Source organism: Sporomusa sp. KB1, assembly GCF_007830295.1.
GTDB lineage: Bacteria > Bacillota > Negativicutes > Sporomusales > Sporomusaceae > Sporomusa.
On sequence record NZ_VLKC01000002.1, the window covers coordinates 5,005,389 to 5,027,179 of the forward strand.

Below are 21,791 nucleotides of genomic sequence, written 5' to 3' on the forward strand. Positions count from 1 at the left end.
AGTTTATCTACAATCCAACCTCGGGTATAAAAATATGTAATCCTAACTTGCCCCCAAGTGGGTGGGTTGGGCAAAATACCCATATTGGAGGATAGTGATTATGACCCAACGATGCATGAAAAATTTAGATATCTTTTCCGCTTTAAGTCACACTGATCGCGAACAGATTGGCGATCTCGCTCTTAAGAAAATTTACCGTAAAAATGAGCTGGTTTTCACTGAAGGAGTGGAGGCAGACTCGATCTACCTCATTAAATCCGGTAGGGTGAAGCTATATAAGATATCAGAAGATGGTAGGGAATTTACGCTCGACTACTTGAAATCTGAAGACATTTTTGGTGAAGTCACTTTTTTCGAGAACGCTGTGCATACCATGAATGCCGTAGCCATGGAAGACACATTTATATGCTGCTGCACTAAGGAACTCTTTATCAAGCTCTTAAGCAATCCCCAAACAGCGTTCAAAATTGTCCAATATCTGGGCAAAAAAATGAATGCGTATACTGAGCACATGTCTCACACCGCCTTTAAAGACGTAAAAGGCAGGGTGCTAGGTGTGCTTTGCCGATTGGCGGAAAGCTACGGGACACCAACCGGTGCCGGACTTACCATAGCACTGGATCTCACACATCAGGATATCGGTAGCCTTGTCAACGCCTCTCGAGTTATGGTGACAAATGTGTTAGGTGAATTACGCAAAGAGCATCTGGTTCATATTGATGGTCATCGTATTACCTTGCCTACTGAAAGCATTACGATGCATCAGAATCGGGGCATTTAAGTAAATTATTAGTCTGGTTTATAATCTTTTAATAGAAACATGAGCGTGTCGCAAAACGTTTTTTGAAAAACGCAGAGCGACACGCCTTTTTGGGTAATTTAGGAAGGAAACTCCTAGTAGGGAGAATGAAAAAAAGAAGCCGCAGTCGGTTTATGTGCACAACAAAACAGAGGAAGCCTCTTCCTCTAAAAAAATCTGTATATAGTTGTCAGGCCGCTTTGGGAATATGTAAATAGGTTCCACAGCGGCCGCTTTGGATTTTGTTATGGAGTTTGTTTAGGTTATACCCCATACATAGCAGCAACAACTCGGTCTGGACCTTGCCTTTGCCCCTCAGCAGAAACCGTCGGAAGCCCATGTCCTGTTTAAGTACACCGAACGCTCCCTCTACCTGGATGGAGCGGTTTATGCGCAAGAGGACACCTTCCTCACTTTGAATGCGCGCCTGCATTTCCTGCCTCTGCCTGAGAAAGGTTTTGGATACGTACAGGTTCTTGCTCCGTTCTTCGAGCGGCGTCTTGCTCTTGCCTTTAATGCATTGGGCCTTATACGGACAGCCGGCACACTCGGTGCAGGCGTAGACCGTTGTCACAATGGGATAACCCGCCTTTGACTTGGTTTTTTTTTCATACGCCGCCTTGATGGGGTGGCCCCTGTGGCAGCGGTAACTATCGCTTTTCGCATCATAGGGCATATTCTCACGCTTGCCGATGTCACTTTGGTATTTGCGGGTTTTGGCTTTATCGTGATTCGACGGCTTAATAAATGCTATTTGTCCGTTTTCTTCGCACCAGGTGTAGTTTTCTTCACTCTCGAACCCCGCGTCCGCTACAGGCTTGGTATATCCCAGTCCTTTGAGCGTCTTCAGCATCGGGATGAATGTTTGGCTGTCGCTTCGTTCCTGACTGATCATGGCAGATACGATATATTCTGCATCTACCGCCAGTGTCGCGTTGTATCCCGGTTTAAGCTGCCCGTTTTTCATATGGTCTTCCTTCATCCGCAGGAAGGTGGCGTCTCTGTCCGTCTTGGAAAAGCTGTTGCGTTCCCCGAAGCTGTGGTTGTAGTCGTTGTACTTCTTCTGCCGGGCAAGATATTCGTCTACCGTTTCTATCGCCCGCTGCAGTGGCGCCTTACGCTGTCCCTTGCCGTGGACAAAGACGATGCCGCGTTCGGCTTGCAGCGCTTTGAGCCGTTTGCGCAGCTTTTTCAGGTCTTTGGCCTTGATCGTCTGACCGACAGGAAAGCGCAGACCGAACTCTGCCGCCAGCACCGGGAGCTGAGCTTTCATTTTTTCCTGCAGCTTCTCCTCGTTCTTTTGCGTCGATTTCTTCCAGACAAAGCTGTAGCGGTTGGCATTGGCCTCCAGCTTGGTTCCGTCGATGAAGGCGCTTGACAGTGACAGTTCGCCCGCATCGGCCAGCAGTAGCACAAGCTGGGTAAACAGGTCGTCTACAACCTCTGCCAACCGCTCGCTGCGAAACCGGGCAATCGTGGCGTGGTCCGGTGCTTTTTCCCGGCCCAGCAGGTACATGAAATTGACGTCTCGCCGGCAGGATTGTTCCAGTTTGCGGCTGGAATAAATGCCATTCATGTATCCATATACGAGAATTTTAAACAGACGTTTCGGTGACTTCTCGATTCTCCCCAGGCGGGAGTACGCGGCATACAATCTTCTGTAATCCATCCTTTCCATGACCGCGTTGAGTAATCGCACCGAATCATCTGCCGGGATCATTTCTCCGATGTCCATGGGGATAACCAGTTGATATACATTCCCGTTTGTTGTATAATCTGGTTGTAATTTCTTTGTTTTCACAAACTTGATTTTACAACAAAAGACGGCTCCCGGCTACATACCGGGGCCGTCTTTTGTTTTTTTAGGCCTGCTTTAGTGCAACAGCCCCATGTTTCTATTTTGAAGTAAGTTACACCATCAGCAACTTTCGCAAATTTTCCGAATCAATAGAAACAATCTCTATCGGGACTTCGGTAAAGTCAAAAAACTCTAGAATCTTCATCTTTCAATATGGCGCAACACAAAAATTGTTTTGGTTTATTACTCATCATACTTCCTTTTTAAGTATCTCGGTAATTAATCTGCCCAATCTACTAGCTTCTTCCATTGATGGCTGATCTTCGAAATTGTTAACACCGGCTTTTGCTACCGTGGCGGTCGGACCTAATAGCATTTTAAGACCAGATATCTCACACGTGTCACCAACGCCGCATCTGATACAAGGCACGTTACCCATGACTTTCACCCCACCAAGATAGTTCATTCCTTCCTCCATCATATAGTACATGATGGAATTTTGCCCCATAGAAGCCGCCTGCGGCAACTCAAGATTTTCTTCTGGCGCTGCATGTGTAACCACGGAAACAGCTGGTTTACCTTTCATATAGTTCTTTAAATGCCGGTTAGCAAAACATCTCTCCATGAAGGCCTTTGTACGTGAATCCAATGATGAGTAAGGCGTCCATCCTCCTATCACAATTGCAGCTGCTTCCCTAGCTTTTTCAATTAGCATAGGACCATCGTCATCTGTAATTGCGCACTTATTCGTGTATACACATTTCAGACAGTGCATGCAACCAGAGAATTTATAATCGCTCAATTTGATAAACTCTGCTTCCAATCCTGTTGCATCCAATATTGCCTTGACAGCGCGGTCGGTATTGCTGTTGGAAATAGGTGAGCCTGAAACTCCAAGTACTTTCACTATTTTTTGCCTCCTTTAAATTCTGCTGATCACAACTATGTTGTTAAAAAATATATTATACTAATTTTCTTATTATAGTTGTAAAGTGTTTTACACAATCTAAAAAAAAATTAAAGGTATCCGGCCTGAGCGGGTGCAGTGGACTTGACTTCAATTGCTTCGACTCTTACACTAATATTATTAATTAACCTAGGGAGGAGTCTCCCGATTTTTATTGTATAGTAACGTTGAGGTGTTTAGATGCGTGTACATTTACTTTTAGTCCTTGTTGCTTTTCTCTGGGGAATAAACGCGCCGATCATGAAGATTGGACTTATCCATATTCCGTCCATGCCGTACAATGCAGTCCGCTTGTTTGCTGCCTTAGCGGTTGGCTGGCTTGTTTTACGGCGGATGTGCATATGGATACCCCTCAGGCGTGAAGATTGGAAAACTCTTACGATATCCAGTCTGGGCTTCTTCTGTTTTCAACTCTTTTTTACCTTTGGTGTGCAGTTAACCACTGCTGGTAATGCATCACTTATTTTGGCCTGCCTACCTGTCAGTATCGCCATTATCAACCACTTTCACCAGCTTGAAAGCATCAAGTCACATACCATCACGGGTATCCTCCTCTCGCTGGCCGGCATATCCCTAATGGTAGCTGGTACAAACACAGAAATCAGCCTTGCGGGAGATCATACTATCGGTGCTGTGCTGCTTTTGTTTGCTCAATTGAGTTATGGCTACTACACGGTCTTTTCCCGGCCATTATCAGCCACTTATTCAGCCTATCAAATTACTGCTTATATTTTGCTGATTTCCACCGGGCTGTTTACCCTTGTATCTTTGCCATCAGTTATCGCCGTAGACTGGCAGGCAGTACCCTGGCCTGGCTGGGCCAGTATAGTATACTCAGGGATTTTTCCGCTATGTTTGGCCAACTGTCTTTGGATATGGGGAACAGCCAAGGCTGGCAGCACCACCGCATCCCTGTACAACAACCTGTCACCTGTTTTTGCCGTCGCTGGCGGCTACTTCTTCTTGGGAGAAACCTTTGGTTGGTTCCAATTCATTGGCGCAGTTACCATCTTGGTTGGTCTGTATGTTTCCAAAGGCAAGAGCACAAAAACTGTAACAGAAAAATGCAATGAGTCGGCATAGCTTGCAAAAGCAAACATCCCGCATTCCGTTAGTTTGGAGTGCGGGATTTATTATATTTCGTTACTGCTCTACCATGCAATATCAGCACCGCTGCCAATATCTATTGACATGATCTTCCCATCCTTTGTTGAATTACAAATCGCCTCAAACCTCGTGGCCTGCACTTGTCAAAGCAGCAAACCTACTCCCTTTATCCTTGGTCAACGACAGATAATCTCCCCGCTCTACGACTCGCCCCTGTTCCAGCACATAAATCTGATCTGCCTGCCGGATGGTCGATAATCGATGGGCAATAACAACGATTGTCAGCTTGCCATGCAGCTCTTCAATCGCCTGTTGGATTCGTCTTTCATTCTCAGTATCCAAAGAGCTGGTTGCTTCATCTAAGATTAACACCGATGGGTTTCGCAGCAAGGCTCGTGCCAGCACAATGCGCTGCCGCTCCCCGCCAGACAGTCGCACCCCGCGGTCGCCTACAACAGTATCCAGTCCCTCCGGCAGACTCTGGACAAACCCGTCCACCGCCGCTAACCCCAGCGACTCCCACATGGCAGCCTCAGATGCCTCCGGACAAGCCCACCTTAAATTGTCGCGAACACTGGCATTCCATAAAAATGAATCCTGAGGGACATAGCCGATGGATTGCCGCCATCCATGCAGATTCTCCGTCAAAGGCCGTCCGTCAACGAAAATGCCCCCCCACTCTGGTGTCAATAGCCCAAGTAATAAGTCCACCATCGTACTTTTCCCCGCACCGGACACACCTACAAAAGCAGTCGTCGTACCGGCAGCAAGCACCACACTCACTCCATCCACAGCATAATCAAACCGCACGGCATCATAGCCAAAGGAAACCTCGCGAAACTCTATTCCCTGCTCCAACTCCAACCTAGTGGAATCAGGTTCCTCTACCAACAACTCTTGCTCCACCAGACAGCGGCGTTCCAAGTCCAAAACGACCCGAAAAGCAGGCAGCATCATCACCACATACTGCAACCCTACCTGAAACGAGGAAAACCGCGGCCACAAACGGGCAAAAATAACGACAATCAACAGAAACTCCTGCGGATTGAGTTTGAAAACCGTAATGGCGCTGTAAAAAAACAAGCTGATAAAAACCGCGGCGCCTACTTTGTAATACAAATCGGTCTGGCTTTGAATGACCGTAAACTGGACAAAGTTTTTCTCTATTGTATGGCGCAGCTTAGCAAAATTCTGTATCTGTACCGGCTCCATGCCATAGCTTTTTACTTCCTTGATACCATTCAAATGCTCGGTAACCTCAAACATTAAATTCCGGGTAAATTCAGAAATTGACAGCCCCATACGGCGCGATTCACGGATAAACGGATAGGAACAAACAAACAAAACCGCACCGCAGCCCAGCACCAGCAGCGTTAAACCAGGAGCGATAAGAAAAGCAAGCCCGATTTGAACCATCGCAATCAGCCCGGTGGCGAACAGTTGCAGGAAAAAATGAGTTCCAGTACTGACACGCGTTAATTCGTTAGTCAGAACATGGGTGATATCCGCTTTTGCCTGTGACAGCAAAAACAACCACCTGCTATACGCAATCGCCCGGAATAGCCTGATGCTCAAAAAACTGTTAAAAGACTGCTGAATCTCCACATTGCGAATGGCCTGTGAACGCTGCAGCCAGCTTTGCCCCGTAATAATCGCGATATACAGTCCTAATACGACAGGCAGAGTCGGCGTCAGACCCATCGTCTGAAATAAGCCTTCGATGTATAAAACCAAGTTACCGCCAGACGACATGCCAGGCATAACCCCAGCCAAACTAAGTAAAGGGATCAGTAATAACACACCGCCCCCCTCGATAAGGCCGAGAAAAACCATCAGCACAAGATTGACAATCAACTTAATTTTGCAAAAAGCATACAGTTCTTGCATATAAGAGATCAGAGTATTCATAGTACCATCTTTCCGACGACCGTCTATTCTTTGATACTTGTACAGTAATCGCTCCCTGCTGCATGATCGTAAATGAAAAGGTAGCATGCGCTTCCTGCAATTTAATCTGAATGAATGGCAGGACAGCTTCCTGGTCGCCGCCCTGCCATTCATTTAGCAAGCCAAACTATTCCACTCAATATGTATCCACTCCTACTTAGCCGCCGCGCTTCAGCCGCCGCTCCAGCCATGTAACCGGCCGGATCAAGTAATATAACCAATACCAGCCGTCAGGCAGCGGGAAACGCAAGATATCGCTTTCTTCCGCGCCAAAATGTAGTAGCATATACTGCAGTTTGTTCCGCCAGCCTGTCCGCAATTGAAACTGATATGCCTTCTGCCAATAATATAGTTTCTGCGAAATTTTGACAGTACTTGAATCATACGTCTCACGGAAAAAGGGCACTGCCAGTTCGGCTAAATGCAAACCCGAGGCATTAGCAGACAATATCGGAGAAAATAGTCGCGGTAACGGAATGTCCAATAACAGGTTTGCTAAAATCAATGCCTGATGCAATAACCGGCACATACCATAACGCTCAGCCAACACCACAACTTTTGCCCAGTCAAGACGATCACCCTGCCGCATAAAAGCAGCTATATCACAAAGCCAGCGCAAACGAAACCAAGAATGACTGGCACCATGCTGTACCAAAAAGAGAAACCATTCTTCAGCAGCGAATACCGGCACCCGATAACTGGCCATTTCTACTGTTTCCACAGCATTCTCCACTGCATGCGGCAGTTCCATGCCAACCTGTCCAATTTGCCAGTGCAGTTCAAGATAAATCCCCGTCTTTTGGTGAACATACGAAAAATGACGGTTATTTTGCAGACAAATCTGCCAGCGTTTAGGAGTCATCAGATAAGGATACTCACGCCGGTAGCCAAGCCCTAATAATAGACTATCTGCCTTCTCCAAATCATCTGTCCTCACCAGCAGGTCGATATCCCGCGACGGCCTGGCGGCCAGATCGCCATATAGGCGCATAGCAAGTACCCCGCCTTTTAATACCGCCGTATGAATACCGTCGTTTGTCAGCAGCTTTACCACCCGCACCGTTTCGCCGGCCATTCGCAGCGCCTGCCAAGTATTAGCCTGGTATTTTTTCTGTAGACAGTCCAAAACTCGTGCCGGCACAACCTGTTCAGCTAAACTGCTCAGCGTTTGATATGCTAGCGGATACACACGGTGATGGACTGCCAGCTCTATAAATATATCCCAGTTTATCAGCTGCGCAGCCAAAGCCTGCGCCTTGACCTCATCCCGGTCTGCACAGGCAAGTAACAGCCACAGCTCACGGGATATGGTATTAAAGGGATATTCTGCTTTTACACTCTGTATATCCTGCATCCTAGTACAATCCTTTCAACATTGTCTTGCCCAATACCATCCTAACTCTCTGCACTCTCTGCCAGCCTGCAGTTTGCAATGACATATTGAACCAACTGCTCAACGCATTCTTCCACGCTATATTGCTCAGTATCGATCACCAGTTCCGGCTGCTCAGGTACTTCGTACACATCGTCAATACCGGTAAACTGCCGAACAATGCCTTGCCTGGCCTTAGCATACAAGCCTTTAACATCACGTTGTTCACAAGCTGCCAGCGAGCATTTGACAAATACCTCGACAAATTCCCCTGACGCCAGCAATTCACGCGCATGACCGCGATCGTTGGCATAGGGAGAAATAAAGGCCGTAATCACAACAAAACCGGCATCCACAAACAGCTTGGCCACTTCACCCACGCGCCGGATATTTTCCCGTCGTCCGCCGGCGGAAAAGCTAAGATCCTGATTCAAGCCGCCGCGGATATTGTCACCGTCCAGTACATAAGTCTGAACCCCGGCGCGAAACAGCTTTTCCTCCAAACCACGCGCCAGCGTAGATTTGCCTGCGCCAGACAAGCCTGTCAGCCAAACGGCAAAAGACTTGTGGCGATTTCTCTCCCGCCGTTCTAAGCGACTGATACGGCTGGCTTCAGCAAACAGTGCCGGATTTGTTTCTGCTGCTTGTTTTTCATGGGAAAAACGGGCAAAATCCTGCCGCTCGCCAGCAGCCGCAGCCAGCACAATGCCGCCCCCGGCAATTTGATACCCGTCCACCAATACAAAACGCCCTGTTGCCGGAATAGCCGAAAACGCATCAAATACGATGGGTTGATCGGTCATGAGAAGTCCTTCACCGACAAACCCCGCCGGTATACCGGCAAGGCTGGCATCCTGCAAATTGCCGATATCAATCACCCTGTCAAACCGCTCAAACCAGGCGCCGGTTTCCTGACAGCCCAGTTTCAGTTTATACCGCTGCCCACTCACTAGTTCCTTGCGTCCCAACCACACCACGCGGGCATAAAAGCAGCGGCTGCTGGTTAGCGGCTGCTCTGTCCCGGCAAGCAGCATACCACGTTCTACAAACAAGGGATCAGCCAGTTCGAGTGCGACACAGTCCCCCTGACTGGCTGACCGGGTCTCTAGTCGCGGCCAGCAGTCAATACGCAGCACTTTCGTTTTTTCTGCCGTCGGCCAGACAACCACTTTCTGTCCTGCCGTTAAGCAACCAGCTTCTATACGGCCAGCCAGTAAGCGCCGCGAACCAAAACGATAAACATCCTGTACAACAAACCGCAATGCCTCCTGTGCGTCCCGCACCGGCTGAAAAGCCAAAAACTGCTCGCGCACCGTCGGTCCCTGATACCAAGCCAGGTTTTTCGAAGGTTGGATCAGGTTATCGCCGGTATACGCAGCAACTGGAATATACTGCATCGCCTTCATGCCATGGCTATGTAAAAAGTCCGCATATTCTTGCCGGATAGATTGAAATACCGCTTCTGACCAACCAGCCAAATCCATTTTGTTTATAACTACCGCGATCTGTGTAACGCCGAGTAGTGATAGCAAATAACCATGCCGGCGAGACTGCTCTCGAACCCCTTCCGAGGCATCAATAACAACGATAGCGGCTTCCGCCCGGCTTGCGCCGCTGATCATGTTTTTTAAAAACTCCCGGTGCCCGGGGGCATCGGCAATCACAAAATCCCGGTCATCAAATTTTAGTCTTGTTTGGGTGAAATCAATAGTAATTCCCTGTTCCTGCTCCTCGGCCAAACCATCCAGTAAAAAAGCAAATTCCAAACTCCGTCCTTGCTCTGCCGAGCGGCGGCAGGCAAAATCCACCCGGTCGTCCTGCACCTGACCGGTATCATATAGCAGCCGCCCCACCAGGGTAGATTTACCGTGATCAACATGCCCCAGCACTACTACCGTCGTTTCCATCACATATACCCCTTGGCCCGCAGTTTTTGCATCGCGTAGGCATCTGCCTGATCCTGCGCCCGGCCGGCCCGTTCCGATTGACCAATAGATTTAAGTTCAGCCACAATCTCAGGAATATTACTCGCTGTTGAATCAATCGGCTGCGTACAGGGCCAGCAGCCCAGGCTGCGATAACGTTTGCCGTTACGGGCAAAATAAAGCGTAACCACTGGAATCCGTTCCTGCTGAATATATTCCCACACATCCACCTCTGTCCAATCCAGAATGGGATGCACCCGCACATGCTCCCCTGGTGGCACATCGACATTGTACTGTCCCCACAATTCCGGCGGCTGTTCTTTGTATTCCCATTCAAAATTGGCAGTACGCACACTAAAAATCCGTTCTTTAGAACGGGAACGTTCCTCATCCCGTCTGATACCCAGCAGGATAGCATCAAACCCATGTTCATTCACAGTCTCGCGAAACGCCTCAGTCTTTAATGCCCCGCAGCATTCCAGCCGTCCGCACTCAGGGTTCATCCCCGCAGCCAAAGCTTGGCGATTGGCTCCGACCACCAATTGCAGCCCCCACTCCCTGACAATGCGGTCACGATGAGCAATCATCTCCGGAATCTTAAACGTAGTATCAATATGCACCAGCGGCATGGGACAATACCCCAGGAACGCCTTTCTCGCCAGCCATAATAGCACCGTCGAATCCTTGCCAATCGACCACAATATACCGGGCTTACTGAATTTAGCGTAGGCCTCACGGATAATATAAATGCTTTGCTGTTCCAGTTTATTAAGACGTTCAGTACTCATACCCTAAAATCCCTCGTTTCTTCACCTGCTGCACAGTCAGCAAACTTACTCACTACCGTAAACCGCTCCCGCCCCTTACCCCCAGTGAGGATGATTTCGCCACACCTCAACCAAGCATGGGCAATCAAAGCATTCCTCTCGTCCCTGCCGACTCCCAGATACAGTGTATTCGTTATTCCCTGCCGTCGCAGCAAAATCTTGCCCACCAATGCCTGAACAAGACACTTACTCTCCCATGGCGTGTACCGGCTTACTCGTTCTACCATCTTGCCAATTTGTTTGGCCTTATCAACATTGACTTTTTCTTCTGTTGCTTGCGATTCCTGCATCAGCCCTCCTAGTACCGGACCCAACCAGCGAAACGGCAAGAATAAAATCGATAACCGAACTATACCAGTCAAAAAAAGCACTATGATAAACAATCGTTGTTCAAACCACGACAGATTAAAAAATTGTTGTATCTGTTTAATCAATAGTGTGCCTCCTATTGTATTTACCGGGTTTTGGAACATTTTTCTAGAATTAGTTAGTTCGTCATTATTTTATAAAAACCTGCAAAAATTTAAAAACTTGCCCCACTGCTTGCAGTTTGGCAACCACTTCTTTTCCTCTGCTGGAGTTGTTCCCGGCATTTTCCCTTGGTCAGCCCAGTTCTGTAAGCCGTACCAACTAACTGGCGTACCGTCAGTGGTGACTTAATTAGATAAAAAAGCCTTTCCTCTTAATGTATAGAGAAAAGGCTTCTTCCTGTTAAAAAATTGTTATTTTAATGACATCCAGAACAACAACCACCACAAGCGCCCGTATGACTAGGCATATTGCACCCAGGCATCGATGGCTTCCCCATTTGAGACGGTGCTGTTACGGAAAGCACTTTTATTAAGGCATCTTCACCGCAGTCCGGGCAGTTAATACCGGCTTTATCTACACCCGTTTTCTGCAGCAATTCTACCAATTTCCCACATTTTTTACATGAATATTCATATATTGGCATTTGGTTATTCCTCCACAATTGTATTAGTATACCAAGCCCCGCACGCTGGTGCTCCCTGCGCGCGGGACTTATTGCATTCATTAACAAGCTTGTTTTAGCTTCTTAATTTCCTCAATCAATATCGGCAGTACTTCCAAAACATCACCGACAATGCCAAAGTTGGCCGACTTAAATATAGGTGCATCGGCATCTTTGTTGATGGCGATAATGATGTCCGATGTCGACATCCCTGCCAAGTGCTGGATAGCGCCGCTAATGCCGCAGGCAATGTAGACCTTAGGGGCTACTGTTTTTCCGGTTTGCCCAACCTGATGAATGGCCGGTTTCCAACCAGCATCAACTGCGGCGCGGGAAGCGCCGACAGCGCCGCCTAATACAGCAGCCAGTTCTTCAATCAGCACAAAATTCTCCGGTTTTCCCATACCCCGGCCACCGGCAACAATAAACTCAGCCTCTTCCAGATTGCAGGAGGCCGTGTCAGCAAGTGACAAAATTTCAATCAGCTTGGTGCGAATGTCAGCTGCCTTAACTTTGCTGGCAACCCGAACCAGTTCCCCGGAACGGGACATATCCGGTTCAGGACGTTTGAAAACATTTGGCCTAACAGTCCCCATTTGCGGGCGATGGTTAGGACAAAGAATGGTAGCCATAATATTGCCGCCAAAGGCCGGACGAGTCCAGGCAACAAGCCCTGATTCTTCATCAATCCCCAGACTGGTACAATCAGCTGTCAGACCGGTACCTACCCGGCAGGCTACCCGTGGGCCAAGATCGCGCCCGTCATTGGTCGCCCCCATGAGAATAACCGCAGGCTTATAGGTATGAATTAAATCCGTAATTGCAATAGTATAAGCATCTGTACTATAGTGCTTATATTCTGTGCCTTCAATTAAGTACACTTTATCTGCACCACTGGCAAACAGGTCCCTGGCTAATGGTGCCACATCATCGCCGATAAGTACGGCGGCTAATTCCTGGCCCATAGAATCAGCTAGTATGCGTCCCTGGCCTAAGAGTTCAAGCCCAACGCTCCGGGCTTTGCCCTGAAACTGCTCAATATATACCCAAACGCCTTTATACGCGCTGGTATCTACCGCCGGTTTGGCAGCTTCAGGACGAGTGATGGCCGTTACAGCACACACATCAACACAAGCGCCACATACTGTACAAATATCGGTAACTACAGCTTTATCATCTTCCATAACAATCGCGCCGAATGGGCAGGCGCCGACACAGGCACTACAGCCAATACACTGTTCTTTTTCTATAATTACAGCCATTTAAAATACCCCCTGTTAATCAGATGATTTTCACCTGGTTCAGTTTCGTCAGCAAACGATTTACAGCAGTATGAGCGTTATCTTCCTGAATAATCTCACCTTGCACCCGCTGTTTGGGGGTAAAGATACGGCGCACTTGGGTAGGCGAGCCTTTAAGTCCGATGTGCTCAGGATTTACGTCAACATCAGCAGCCGTCCAGACAGGAATCTCTTTGCGGTTGGCTTTCATAGTGCCTTTGATACTAGGATAGCGTGGTTCATTAATCGATTTCACCACACTCAAAAGCACTGGCAGCTTAGTCTCAAAAACTTCATAGCCTTCTTCATGTTCGCGTTCAGCCCGAACAACACCATCAGTAATTTCCAATTTGGAAACATAGGTAATTTGGGAAATGTTCAGATGCTCGGCAATCTCCGGTCCAACCTGGGCAGTATCACCATCAATGGCCTGCTTACCGCAAAGGATTACATCAAAATTACCGATTTTCTTAATCCCGGCAGCTAACGTACGGCTGGTAGCTAACGTATCAGCTCCGCCAAACGCACGATCACTTAGTAAAATAGCTTCATCAACCCCAAGTGCAATACACTCTTTCAAGGAATCTTTGGCCTGCGCCGGTCCCATCGAAATAACCGTGACCTTGCCGCCATGCTTTTCTTTCAGCCTCAAGGCTTCTTCTACCGCATTTTTATCAAAAGGATTTACAATGCTTGGTACGCCCTGGCGAATCAATGTATTTGTCTGCGGGTCAATTTTAACTTCAGTGGTGTCAGGCACTTGCTTGACACAGACTATTATGTCCATTAAGAATCCTCCTGTTGTAAAATATCAGAATATGGGTTACAAATTAGGCCATCTCTTATTCTAATATTATTTACTGGGAAACTGCAACATTTTTTGTAAAACTTAAAACTTTATACAAGGCTTTTACGATTTTTTTCAGGTGGTTTTACGTCAGTTACACACGGAAATAGTTCGTAGTGGTATAATAAAGAAAAACTTGCATCAGCCGGAGGCAACAACTATGAAGCTACTTATCCAGCAAAAACTACGTCGTTATCTATTACTGCTAGTCATACTCACTGTGGCAGTTGTTGAAATCCCCATTATTGCGATAGGCCACCTAACAAAACCACTGCCCAGCGATACCATCATTGTGTTAGGGGCCAAACTTATTGGTAGCCAGCCTAGCACCATGCTCAGGTTACGTCTCGATGAAGCCATCCAACTGTATGAGCAGGGCTACGCGCCAACCATTATCGTCAGCGGTGCCCAGGGACTTGATGAGATAGCCACTGAGGCCAGTATCATGCGCAGCTATCTGGTCGCCAGCGGTATTCCAACTGAAAAAATTTATCTGGAAGATAAATCCTATAATACCTACCAAAATCTACTCAATTCAAAAATGATTATGCGTGAGCAGGGCTTTCGTCAGGCCATCATTGTTTCTAATGCCTCCCACATTAGACGTTCCTTAGTGCTTGCCCGGCAGCTTGGCATAGAGGCCAGCGGTTCGCCAGCCCCTATGGCAGACAACGCCTACCTTACGGCCAAGCAGTATGCCCGCGAAGGAGCGGCAATGATATCGCTGCTGGTGTTTAACAAGTAGTGACCGTCCCTTTTCCCAAAAGCCCTTCAATGGCGGCAAGTGCCGCTGGTGACGGCTCAATCCAAAAATCCCGTTCGGTTTTAATTACCCGGCGGCTATCCACAAGATGCAAATAAACGGCAGACGAACCGGTATATTTATTGAGCAGTTTTTTCAGTCCGGCTAAAACGTCAGACGTTTCCTGGTCTTTATTCAAGGTGATTCTAACCTCTGCCCCGGCATTACCCAGGGGAAGGATATCATCAGCCATAATTTTGGCACCTTCTTCATGAATATTAAGACGCCCGTAAACCATTACCGGCAAGTCAGGCGCCAGCAGACGACCTGTTTTTTCAAAAACCCGGGGAAATACAATGACTTCCACCTGTCCGGTGAAATCTTCAAGAGCAACAAAACACATCATACTGCCATTCTTGGTATTAATGCGTTTAGCACTGGCAATCAGTCCGCCCACACGAATGAGCTGCCCATCGGTGTACTGCCCTTCTGCCAAACTTCCCAGCGCAGGCAAAGTCTCAAGCTTAGCACGATATTTATCTAACGGATGACCGGTTATATAAAAACCGGTTATTTCTTTTTCCATCGCCAACAGTTGCTCCTGAGGCAATTCAGCTATGTCAGGCAGCACAACATCATTAACACATTCCAACGCATCATCACCAAACAGCCCTAATTGACCACTTGCGGCATCCTTTTGCCGGCAGGCGGCCACCTCCACTGCCTGTTCTAGCACCTCCAAAAATTGGGCCCGGCGAGCCTTGAGCGAGTCAAAGGCGCCGCACTTAATCAAACTCTCAATTACGCGCTTATTGACCAGCCGCATGTCTACGCGGGAGCAAAAATCAACAAGTGAAGTAAATTTTCCGCCTTTTTTCCGGGCGGCAATAATGCTTTCCAACGCATTTTCGCCGGCATTTTTTACACCTGCCAAACCAAAGCGTATGGCGCCGCGGTCAACAGAAAAGGCCCTGCCACTAGCATTAATGTCTGGTGGCAAAACAGCTATCTTCCGGCGACGGCATTCTTCAATATAATAACCAATCTTATCATTCGTACCCATGACACTTGTCAGCAAAGCGGCGTAAAATTCCTGGGGATAATGTGCCTTGAGATAAGCTGTCTGGTAAGCAACCAGTGCATAAGCAGCACTGTGAGATTTGTTAAAGCCATAGTCAGCAAAATGGGTCATGAGTTCAAACACCTCGTGGGCTAGCTTAGCATCAATCCCCCGCTCAGCTGCTCCCCTGAGAAAATTCTCGCGCTGCGCAGCCAGTACTTCATGTTTCTTTTTCCCCATGGCCCGGCGCAAAAGATCAGCCTGTCCGAGCGTAAAACCAGCTAGCGTCGAGGCAATCTGCATAACCTGTTCCTGATACAAAATAACCCCAAAAGTATCTTTCAAAATCGGCTCAAGTATTGGGTGCAAATACGTAACGATCTTTTTGCCGTGACGACCCTCAATAAAGTCGGACACCATACCACTGCCTAGCGGTCCTGGCCGGTAAAGCGCCACAAGTGGAATCAAATCGTCAAACCGCTCAGGCCTAAGTTCTTTCACAAGATTAGTCATGCCGCTGGACTCCATCTGAAATACGCCTGAGGTATCACCGCTTGCCAGCATGGCACAGGTTTTTGTATCGGCAAGCGGAATTTGTTCTATATCCAGTTCTTCGCCCCGGTTCTCTTTAATAAGCTTAATGGCATCGCCAATGACCGTCAGCGTTCTCAGTCCTAAAAGGTCCATCTTTAACAGACCGATTTCCTCAATCCGGTCTTTATCATACTGAGTGACAAGAAAACCCTCGCTTGACAGCTGCAAGGGCGCAAAATGCGTCAGCGGCTCTTTGGCAATAACTACGCCGGCAGCATGAGTTGAGGCATGACGCGGCAAACCCTCCACGGCCATCGCCAGGTCAACCAGCTTCTTTACCGTATCCTCCGTATCGTATAACTCTTTTAGTTCCTTATTAGCGGTTAATGCCTTTTTTAGCGTGATCCCCAGTTCGGCAGGCACCAGTTTAGCAATACGGTCAACATCGCCATAAGGCAGGTTTAGCGCCCGGCCTACATCACGAATAGCCGCCCGCGCCGCCATGGTACCAAAGGTAATGATTTGCGCCACCCGGTCGCTGCCATAACGGGCTACAACATACTCAATAATTTCACTGCGGCGTTCGTAGCAAAAATCAATATCAATATCAGGCATGGATACCCGTTCAGGATTTAAAAACCGTTCAAATAATAAGCCATATTTAAGGGGATCAATACTAGTAATGCCTAATAAATAAGCGACAATACTACCTGCCGCTGAACCCCTCCCCGGACCTACGGGAATCGATTTTGTGCGGGAATAATTGACGAAATCCCAAACAATCAGAAAGTAACTGGGATACCCCATTTTCTTTATTACTTCAAGCTCATAGTCAAGCCGGGCCGTTACTTCAGGTGTAACCTCCGAATACCGCCAGGAAAGGGCCTCACGGCATAGCTTGGTCAGGTATTCAGCATCACTTGTTCCGTCCGGTGTCGGGAAATCAGGTAAATAGAGTATATCAAAATTGAAGGTGACATCACACCGCTCAGCAATCTTACAGGTATTTGCCACCGCTTCTGGATATTCAGCAAAGAGTTCCGCCATCTCAGTTGGGGTCTTCAAGTAAAAATCGTCACTCGGAAACCGCATCCGGCCTGGCTCGTCCACCGTCTTACCTGTTTGAATACAAAGCAGCACATCATGGCATTCAGCGTCCTGCTTGTTGATATAATGAGCATCATTTGTGGCAACAAGACCCAGACCCAGTTTTTGCGCTATTTTGACGAGCTGCTGATTGGCTTGTTTTTCTTCAGGCATTCCATGATCCTGAAGCTCAATAAAGAAGTTTTCCGCCCCAAAAATCTCCTTGTACTCGCTAGCCAGGGCCTCGGCTTTGTCAATATCTCCTCGCAGTATGGCCGCAGGGATCTCCCCTGCAATACAGGCACTTAAGCCAATAAGTCCTTCGTTATAGCTGCGAAGTATCTCCCTGTCAATACGGGGTTTATAGTAAAATCCCTCACTATAACCGCGTGACACCAGTTCGATCAGGTTGCGATACCCCTGCGCATTAGCAGCCAGCAGCACCAAGTGATAGTAGGATTCCCCTTCGACAGCTGCTTTATCAAATCGTGAACGGGGCGCGACATATACCTCGCAACCGATAATGGGCTTGATGCCTTGTTTTTTAGCCTGTTTATAAAAATCGATAATACCATACATAGTGCCATGGTCAGTCACGGCTACTGCAGGCATTCCCAGTTCTTTGGCCCGGGACACCAGGTCTTTTATTCGTCCGGCCCCGTCTAATAGACTATATTCAGTGTGATTGTGGAGATGGACAAAGCCTATTTTGTTAGCATCATATTTTTCAGTATTCATAAGGACTAATTATCCTTCCTATATAGTCATCAGTTGTATTGGTAGCTTGACCTTAATCGGCTGGCCTTCGTCCCACAAAATTTTTTTCACTTGCCAAGGCCTCCCGCACCGCTTCAATCATACTATTTTTAAAATACGTCAAATCTCCTGTTTCAATTTCAATCGGTACCTGCGTATGTTCAAAAAATTCCAGTACATCCTCATCCGTATATTCGCAAATGCCGGTATCAACCAGCACAATATTATCATAAAAGGCAAAAGCCTGTCTCATAGCCACTTCATCCACACCCCAGCCCGGATCAAAAAATTCACGCCACTTCTTTAGCCAGCTGGGTGTCATATAGAAAGTTTTGGGATCGCGCTTCTGCCCATCCGGCAACAGCTCTCCCAAAAAAATTTCCCAACAACTTGAGCCCCGCAAACGAATCAAATCATAGCCGCGCAAAAATTCATCAAACAGCGAATGACATTTCTCGCCAAACATAAAAATCACTCTATCTGCCTGCACCGTGTCCAAGGCCTGCACTACTTTTTCCTGTAATTTTTTTAAGTCTACATGCACACGCAGCGGCAGATACACTACGGAAAACTCACAATCAAAGAGCTTTTCCTGCTCAAATTCCGCGATAATTTTTTCCAGTTCCAATTGAAAAATTCCACAGCCGAGAAAACATATTTTCACTTAAACTCTAACCTCCTGCCTATTGGCTTGACTGCCGCCAGTATCCAGCTTACAAACTCGCGCCTACGGTGTGACTGCTTTTTCAGAGCAACCCCATAAAGCACAACTATAAACAATTATAACACATATTCTGTTTTTCTTTAATGATTGCTCCCGCATTATGGCAGGTATTAATCCAGCTCATGTGGAAAATGTAATAAAAAATAATCATCGAGGTGTTATACACTTGCATCAAATTGGTATTTTACAACTAACGCAAAACCTGGATGATGCAGTCCGCGGCTTTAAAGCCGGACTGGCTGAAGCAGGTTTGACTGCACATTTTCATTACCTCAATGCGGATGGCGCTGTAAGCGATTTGCCGCAGCTTGCCGAAAAACTGGCCAGCCAAAAGGTTGAGCTCATTTTTGCCTGCTCCACCCCCGCCGCTCAGGCGGCTATTCAGTTAGCAGGCACTATTCCGGTAGTATTTACACCTGTGTTTGATCCTGTAGGCGCTGGGTTAACACAGAGTATGGATAAGCCAGGCGGTAAAGCGACCGGCGTGGCCGGTATGGTTCCGGCTGCAGCCAAATCAGACTTTATCCGCGAGCTTTTACCGTCTGCTCAAACAATCGGTATTTTATATCACACCGGCGACAGTAATGCCTTGCTGGAGGTAAGCAATTTTAACCAGGCTGCCGGCAATGTCTTCACCCTTATTGACCTGCCTGTCGATCGAGCAGAGGATCTGTCTGCCTTGCCTGACAAATTACCTTCTACCCTTGACGCGCTGTTCCTGCCTATTGGCCGGGTTATTGAAGAGAACTTTGCCAGTGTTGCCTACTATGCTGAAGCAGCCAACCTGCCGATTATTACTTCTCATGCACCCAATGTTCCGTCAGGCGCATTAGGTGCGCTGGTAGCTAACCACTATAAGCTTGGACTTACCTGCAGCGTGAAAGCGGCCCAGATCCTTGCGGGTACTCAACCAGCTGCTATTTCTGTCGATATAGTTGATAACCCCGAAATTCTGCTTAATGCGTTTGTTGCTGCCAATTTAGGCATTGAACTGCCACCAGCATTGCTAGCAAAAGCGGCTGAAGTATTTGAATAATAATTCTTTAAACATGGAGTGAAATACATGCTGTTAACCCCGCAATCTGTCGAACTTTTAGCCCCTGTCGGCACCTGGGACGTGCTTGAAGCCGCCATTGGCGCTGGTGCTGATGCTGTATACCTTGGCGGCAAACGTTTTAATATGCGGCTCCACCGCACGGATACCAATTTTGATGATGAAAAACTAGCCCGGGCGGTAAAATACGCTCATGCCCATAATGTCCGTCTCTATGTCACTGTCAATAACTTAATTAGTGAACAGGAACTTCCCGGTGTGCGCGAATATCTCAAGCTATTAAACCAAATACAGCCAGATTCACTGATTGTCCAGGACTTAGCTACTTTACAACTGGCTCGTGACATGAATATTACCGTTCCGCTCCATGCCTCGGTTATGATGAATACCCATAACGAACATTCTATCAAAGCGCTGATGGACTATGGCGTCACCAGGATAGTAGCCAACCGTGAGTTAACGCTGACTCAGCTTACACTGCTTAAACAACGTACTGGTATTGAGCTGGAATACTTTGTCCATGGTGATATGTGTGTGGCCCATAGCGGCCAATGCTATCATTCGGGAATTGTTTTCGGGCAGAGTTCTAACCGTGGACGCTGTTTAAAACCTTGCCGCTGGCCCTATCAGTTGGTCGATACCACTACCGGACAAACGGTGGCCGCAAATGATCGCGGCCCCTATAAATTAGCGATGAAAGATATGTGCATGTATCCCGCTTTACCGCAGCTAATTCAATCTGGTGTCTGCTCTTTTAAAATTGAAGGCCGGATGCGTACTGCTGATTTTGTCAGCCGGATTGTAAAAGTCTATCGCCGGGCTATTGACCGCTATATTGCCGACCCCGCAGGTTATACTTTTGATATGTCTGACTGGCAGGAGCTCTCCGAATACCGCACCCGCGACCTCTCCACCTGCTTTGCGCTTGGCAATCCTGGTGCCAGTTCCATTGGCTACACAGGTGAACGCGAACCGCGCTTTTTCAGCCAGGCTGTCAAAGAAGCAAGCATTGCAGCCGCTGCTTCCCTGCCACCAGTAACCGTTACCCGCACAAAGTCTCCTGATCCAGCCAACCGTCCCCGGCCGCAATTAGCCGTCCGTGTGGCTTGCCCAGACTCGTTAACCAGCGCGTTGCAAAACGGCGCTACGATTGCCTATATTGGTGGCGAAGCCTTTAAACCTAATAAGCCATGGACATTAGATGACCTGGCAGCTGCCGTCAGTGAGGCCAACAACTACCAGGCTAAGGTCATTGTTACTACGCCACGTATTACTATGGAACGGGAAATCGGTGAAGCTGAACAATTCTTCAACAGCCTGAAGGCTGTAAAACCTCATGGCGTTATGGTTTCCAACAGCGGCATGCTGCGCTTGGCACAACAAACCGTCAACATCCCAATTCAAACTGACTTCTCCTTTAACCTATTTAATCACCTTACTGCTGCCTGGCTGAAAGCCAACGGCGCCAGCAAGGCTGCCATTTCCCCGGAAGCAACCTACGAGCAAATTGCCGAGTTAGTCAAAAACAGTCCCTTACCGCTGGAAATGATTGTCCATGGCGCTATCGAGGCCATGGTGCTGGATCATTGTGTTCCTTCGGCAGTCCTGGAAGGAACAGCAACGTATCCCTGCCACCATTTGTGCTCAGAAAAGCACTACTCTCTCCTCGACAGTGCAGGCGAACGTCATGACATTGCAATTGACCAATACTGCCGCAACCATATTCTGTTTGCTAAAGATTTGTGCCTGCTTCCCCATCTGCCGGCACTTATGAGTGCCGGCATTAGCCATTACCGGATTGAAGGCCAGCATTATACGCCAGAGCTTGTCGGGTTAATCACAGCTCTCTACCGGACAGAGCTTGACAAACTGGCTGCCGGCGATAACTATACTTTTGATAAAACCTGCATTACTAGACTTACTGACGCCAGTCCGCGTTCGCTGGGCATTGGTGCCTTCCGCTACCGGATATCACGGTAATTTAACAATTTAA

The 21,791-nt window shown here is 47.8% G+C and carries 18 protein-coding genes; 5 read left to right on the forward strand and 13 right to left on the reverse strand.

Translation table 11 applies throughout. From position 1 onward, the window contains the following. Positions 1-100 precede the first annotated feature (100 nt). Positions 101-781, forward strand: coding sequence for a Crp/Fnr family transcriptional regulator (locus SALPA_RS27055; protein WP_186451249.1), 681 nt, complete (start codon positions 101-103; stop codon positions 779-781). A gap of 208 nt (positions 782-989) precedes the next feature. Here SALPA_RS27055 and SALPA_RS27060 read toward each other — a convergent pair whose 3' ends face one another. Continuing rightward, on the reverse strand, positions 990-2,600 hold the full coding sequence (locus SALPA_RS27060) for an IS1182 family transposase (protein WP_370516725.1): 1,611 nt from the start codon (positions 2,598-2,600) through the stop codon (positions 990-992). A gap of 247 nt (positions 2,601-2,847) precedes the next feature. Beyond that, positions 2,848-3,504: a flavodoxin family protein gene (locus SALPA_RS27065; protein ID WP_145101377.1), complete on the reverse strand. Its 657-nt coding sequence runs from the start codon at positions 3,502-3,504 to the stop codon at positions 2,848-2,850. 240 nt (positions 3,505-3,744) lie between these two features. On the opposite strand from SALPA_RS27065, the gene SALPA_RS27070 reads away from it, so the two are divergent. Further along, positions 3,745-4,647: a DMT family transporter gene (locus SALPA_RS27070; protein ID WP_145101379.1), complete on the forward strand. Its 903-nt coding sequence runs from the start codon at positions 3,745-3,747 to the stop codon at positions 4,645-4,647. Positions 4,648-4,791: 144 nt separating this feature from the next. Here SALPA_RS27070 and SALPA_RS27075 read toward each other — a convergent pair whose 3' ends face one another. The 9 genes from SALPA_RS27075 to SALPA_RS27110 form a co-directional block, all read right to left on the reverse strand. Next, the gene (locus SALPA_RS27075; RefSeq protein ID WP_222428137.1) at positions 4,792-6,558 is read right to left on the reverse strand and encodes an ABC transporter ATP-binding protein; all 1,767 of its coding nucleotides are present in this window, start codon (positions 6,556-6,558) and stop codon (positions 4,792-4,794) included. Further along, positions 6,527-6,739 (reverse strand): hypothetical protein, encoded by a 213-nt coding sequence (locus tag SALPA_RS30645; RefSeq protein WP_222428138.1) that lies wholly within the window; start codon positions 6,737-6,739, stop codon positions 6,527-6,529. The genes SALPA_RS27075 and SALPA_RS30645 overlap by 32 nt, the downstream gene beginning before the upstream one ends. A gap of 36 nt (positions 6,740-6,775) precedes the next feature. Next, complete coding sequence (locus tag SALPA_RS27080) at positions 6,776-7,972, reverse strand: nucleotidyltransferase family protein (RefSeq protein ID WP_145101383.1); 1,197 nt, start codon at positions 7,970-7,972, stop codon at positions 6,776-6,778. A gap of 41 nt (positions 7,973-8,013) precedes the next feature. Next, positions 8,014-9,897 carry an adenylyl-sulfate kinase gene (gene cysC / locus SALPA_RS27085; RefSeq protein WP_145101384.1) on the reverse strand — a complete coding sequence of 628 codons (1,884 nt, stop codon included), beginning with the start codon at positions 9,895-9,897 and terminating at the stop codon, positions 8,014-8,016. Continuing rightward, entirely contained in the window at positions 9,897-10,703 is an 807-nt protein-coding gene (gene cysD, locus SALPA_RS27090; RefSeq protein ID WP_145101386.1) for a sulfate adenylyltransferase subunit CysD, read from the reverse strand. Before cysD ends, cysC begins: the two co-directional genes overlap by 1 nt. Further along, positions 10,700-11,176, reverse strand: coding sequence for a lasso peptide biosynthesis B2 protein (locus SALPA_RS27095; RefSeq protein WP_145101388.1), 477 nt, complete (start codon positions 11,174-11,176; stop codon positions 10,700-10,702). Before SALPA_RS27095 ends, cysD begins: the two co-directional genes overlap by 4 nt. A 293-nt stretch (positions 11,177-11,469) precedes the next feature. After that, entirely contained in the window at positions 11,470-11,697 is a 228-nt protein-coding gene (locus SALPA_RS27100) for a zinc ribbon domain-containing protein (RefSeq protein ID WP_145101390.1), read from the reverse strand. An 80-nt stretch (positions 11,698-11,777) separates the two neighbouring features. Further along, the gene (locus SALPA_RS27105) at positions 11,778-12,977 is read right to left on the reverse strand and encodes an electron transfer flavoprotein subunit alpha (protein WP_145101392.1); all 1,200 of its coding nucleotides are present in this window, start codon (positions 12,975-12,977) and stop codon (positions 11,778-11,780) included. A 19-nt stretch (positions 12,978-12,996) separates the two neighbouring features. Further along, entirely contained in the window at positions 12,997-13,782 is a 786-nt protein-coding gene (locus SALPA_RS27110) for an electron transfer flavoprotein subunit beta/FixA family protein (protein ID WP_145101394.1), read from the reverse strand. Positions 13,783-14,002: 220 nt separating this feature from the next. On the opposite strand from SALPA_RS27110, the gene SALPA_RS27115 reads away from it, so the two are divergent. Further along, a complete protein-coding gene (locus SALPA_RS27115; protein ID WP_145101396.1) occupies positions 14,003-14,587 on the forward strand; it encodes a YdcF family protein in 585 nt (194 codons plus the stop codon). Here the strand turns inward: SALPA_RS27115 and SALPA_RS27120 are convergent. After that, the gene (locus tag SALPA_RS27120) at positions 14,577-18,002 is read right to left on the reverse strand and encodes a DNA polymerase III subunit alpha (protein WP_145101398.1); all 3,426 of its coding nucleotides are present in this window, start codon (positions 18,000-18,002) and stop codon (positions 14,577-14,579) included. The genes SALPA_RS27115 and SALPA_RS27120 overlap by 11 nt on opposite strands. 52 nt (positions 18,003-18,054) lie before the next feature. Next, complete coding sequence (locus SALPA_RS27125) at positions 18,055-18,684, reverse strand: DUF1638 domain-containing protein (protein WP_145101400.1); 630 nt, start codon at positions 18,682-18,684, stop codon at positions 18,055-18,057. A gap of 226 nt (positions 18,685-18,910) precedes the next feature. Here SALPA_RS27125 and SALPA_RS27130 point away from each other — a divergent pair, with 226 nt between their 5' ends. Continuing rightward, positions 18,911-19,780, forward strand: a complete 870-nt coding sequence (locus SALPA_RS27130; protein ID WP_145101402.1) for an ABC transporter substrate-binding protein — start codon at positions 18,911-18,913, stop codon at positions 19,778-19,780. Positions 19,781-19,807: 27 nt separating this feature from the next. Further along, positions 19,808-21,778 carry a peptidase U32 family protein gene (locus SALPA_RS27135; protein ID WP_145101404.1) on the forward strand — a complete coding sequence of 657 codons (1,971 nt, stop codon included), beginning with the start codon at positions 19,808-19,810 and terminating at the stop codon, positions 21,776-21,778. Positions 21,779-21,791: the final 13 nt, after the last annotated feature.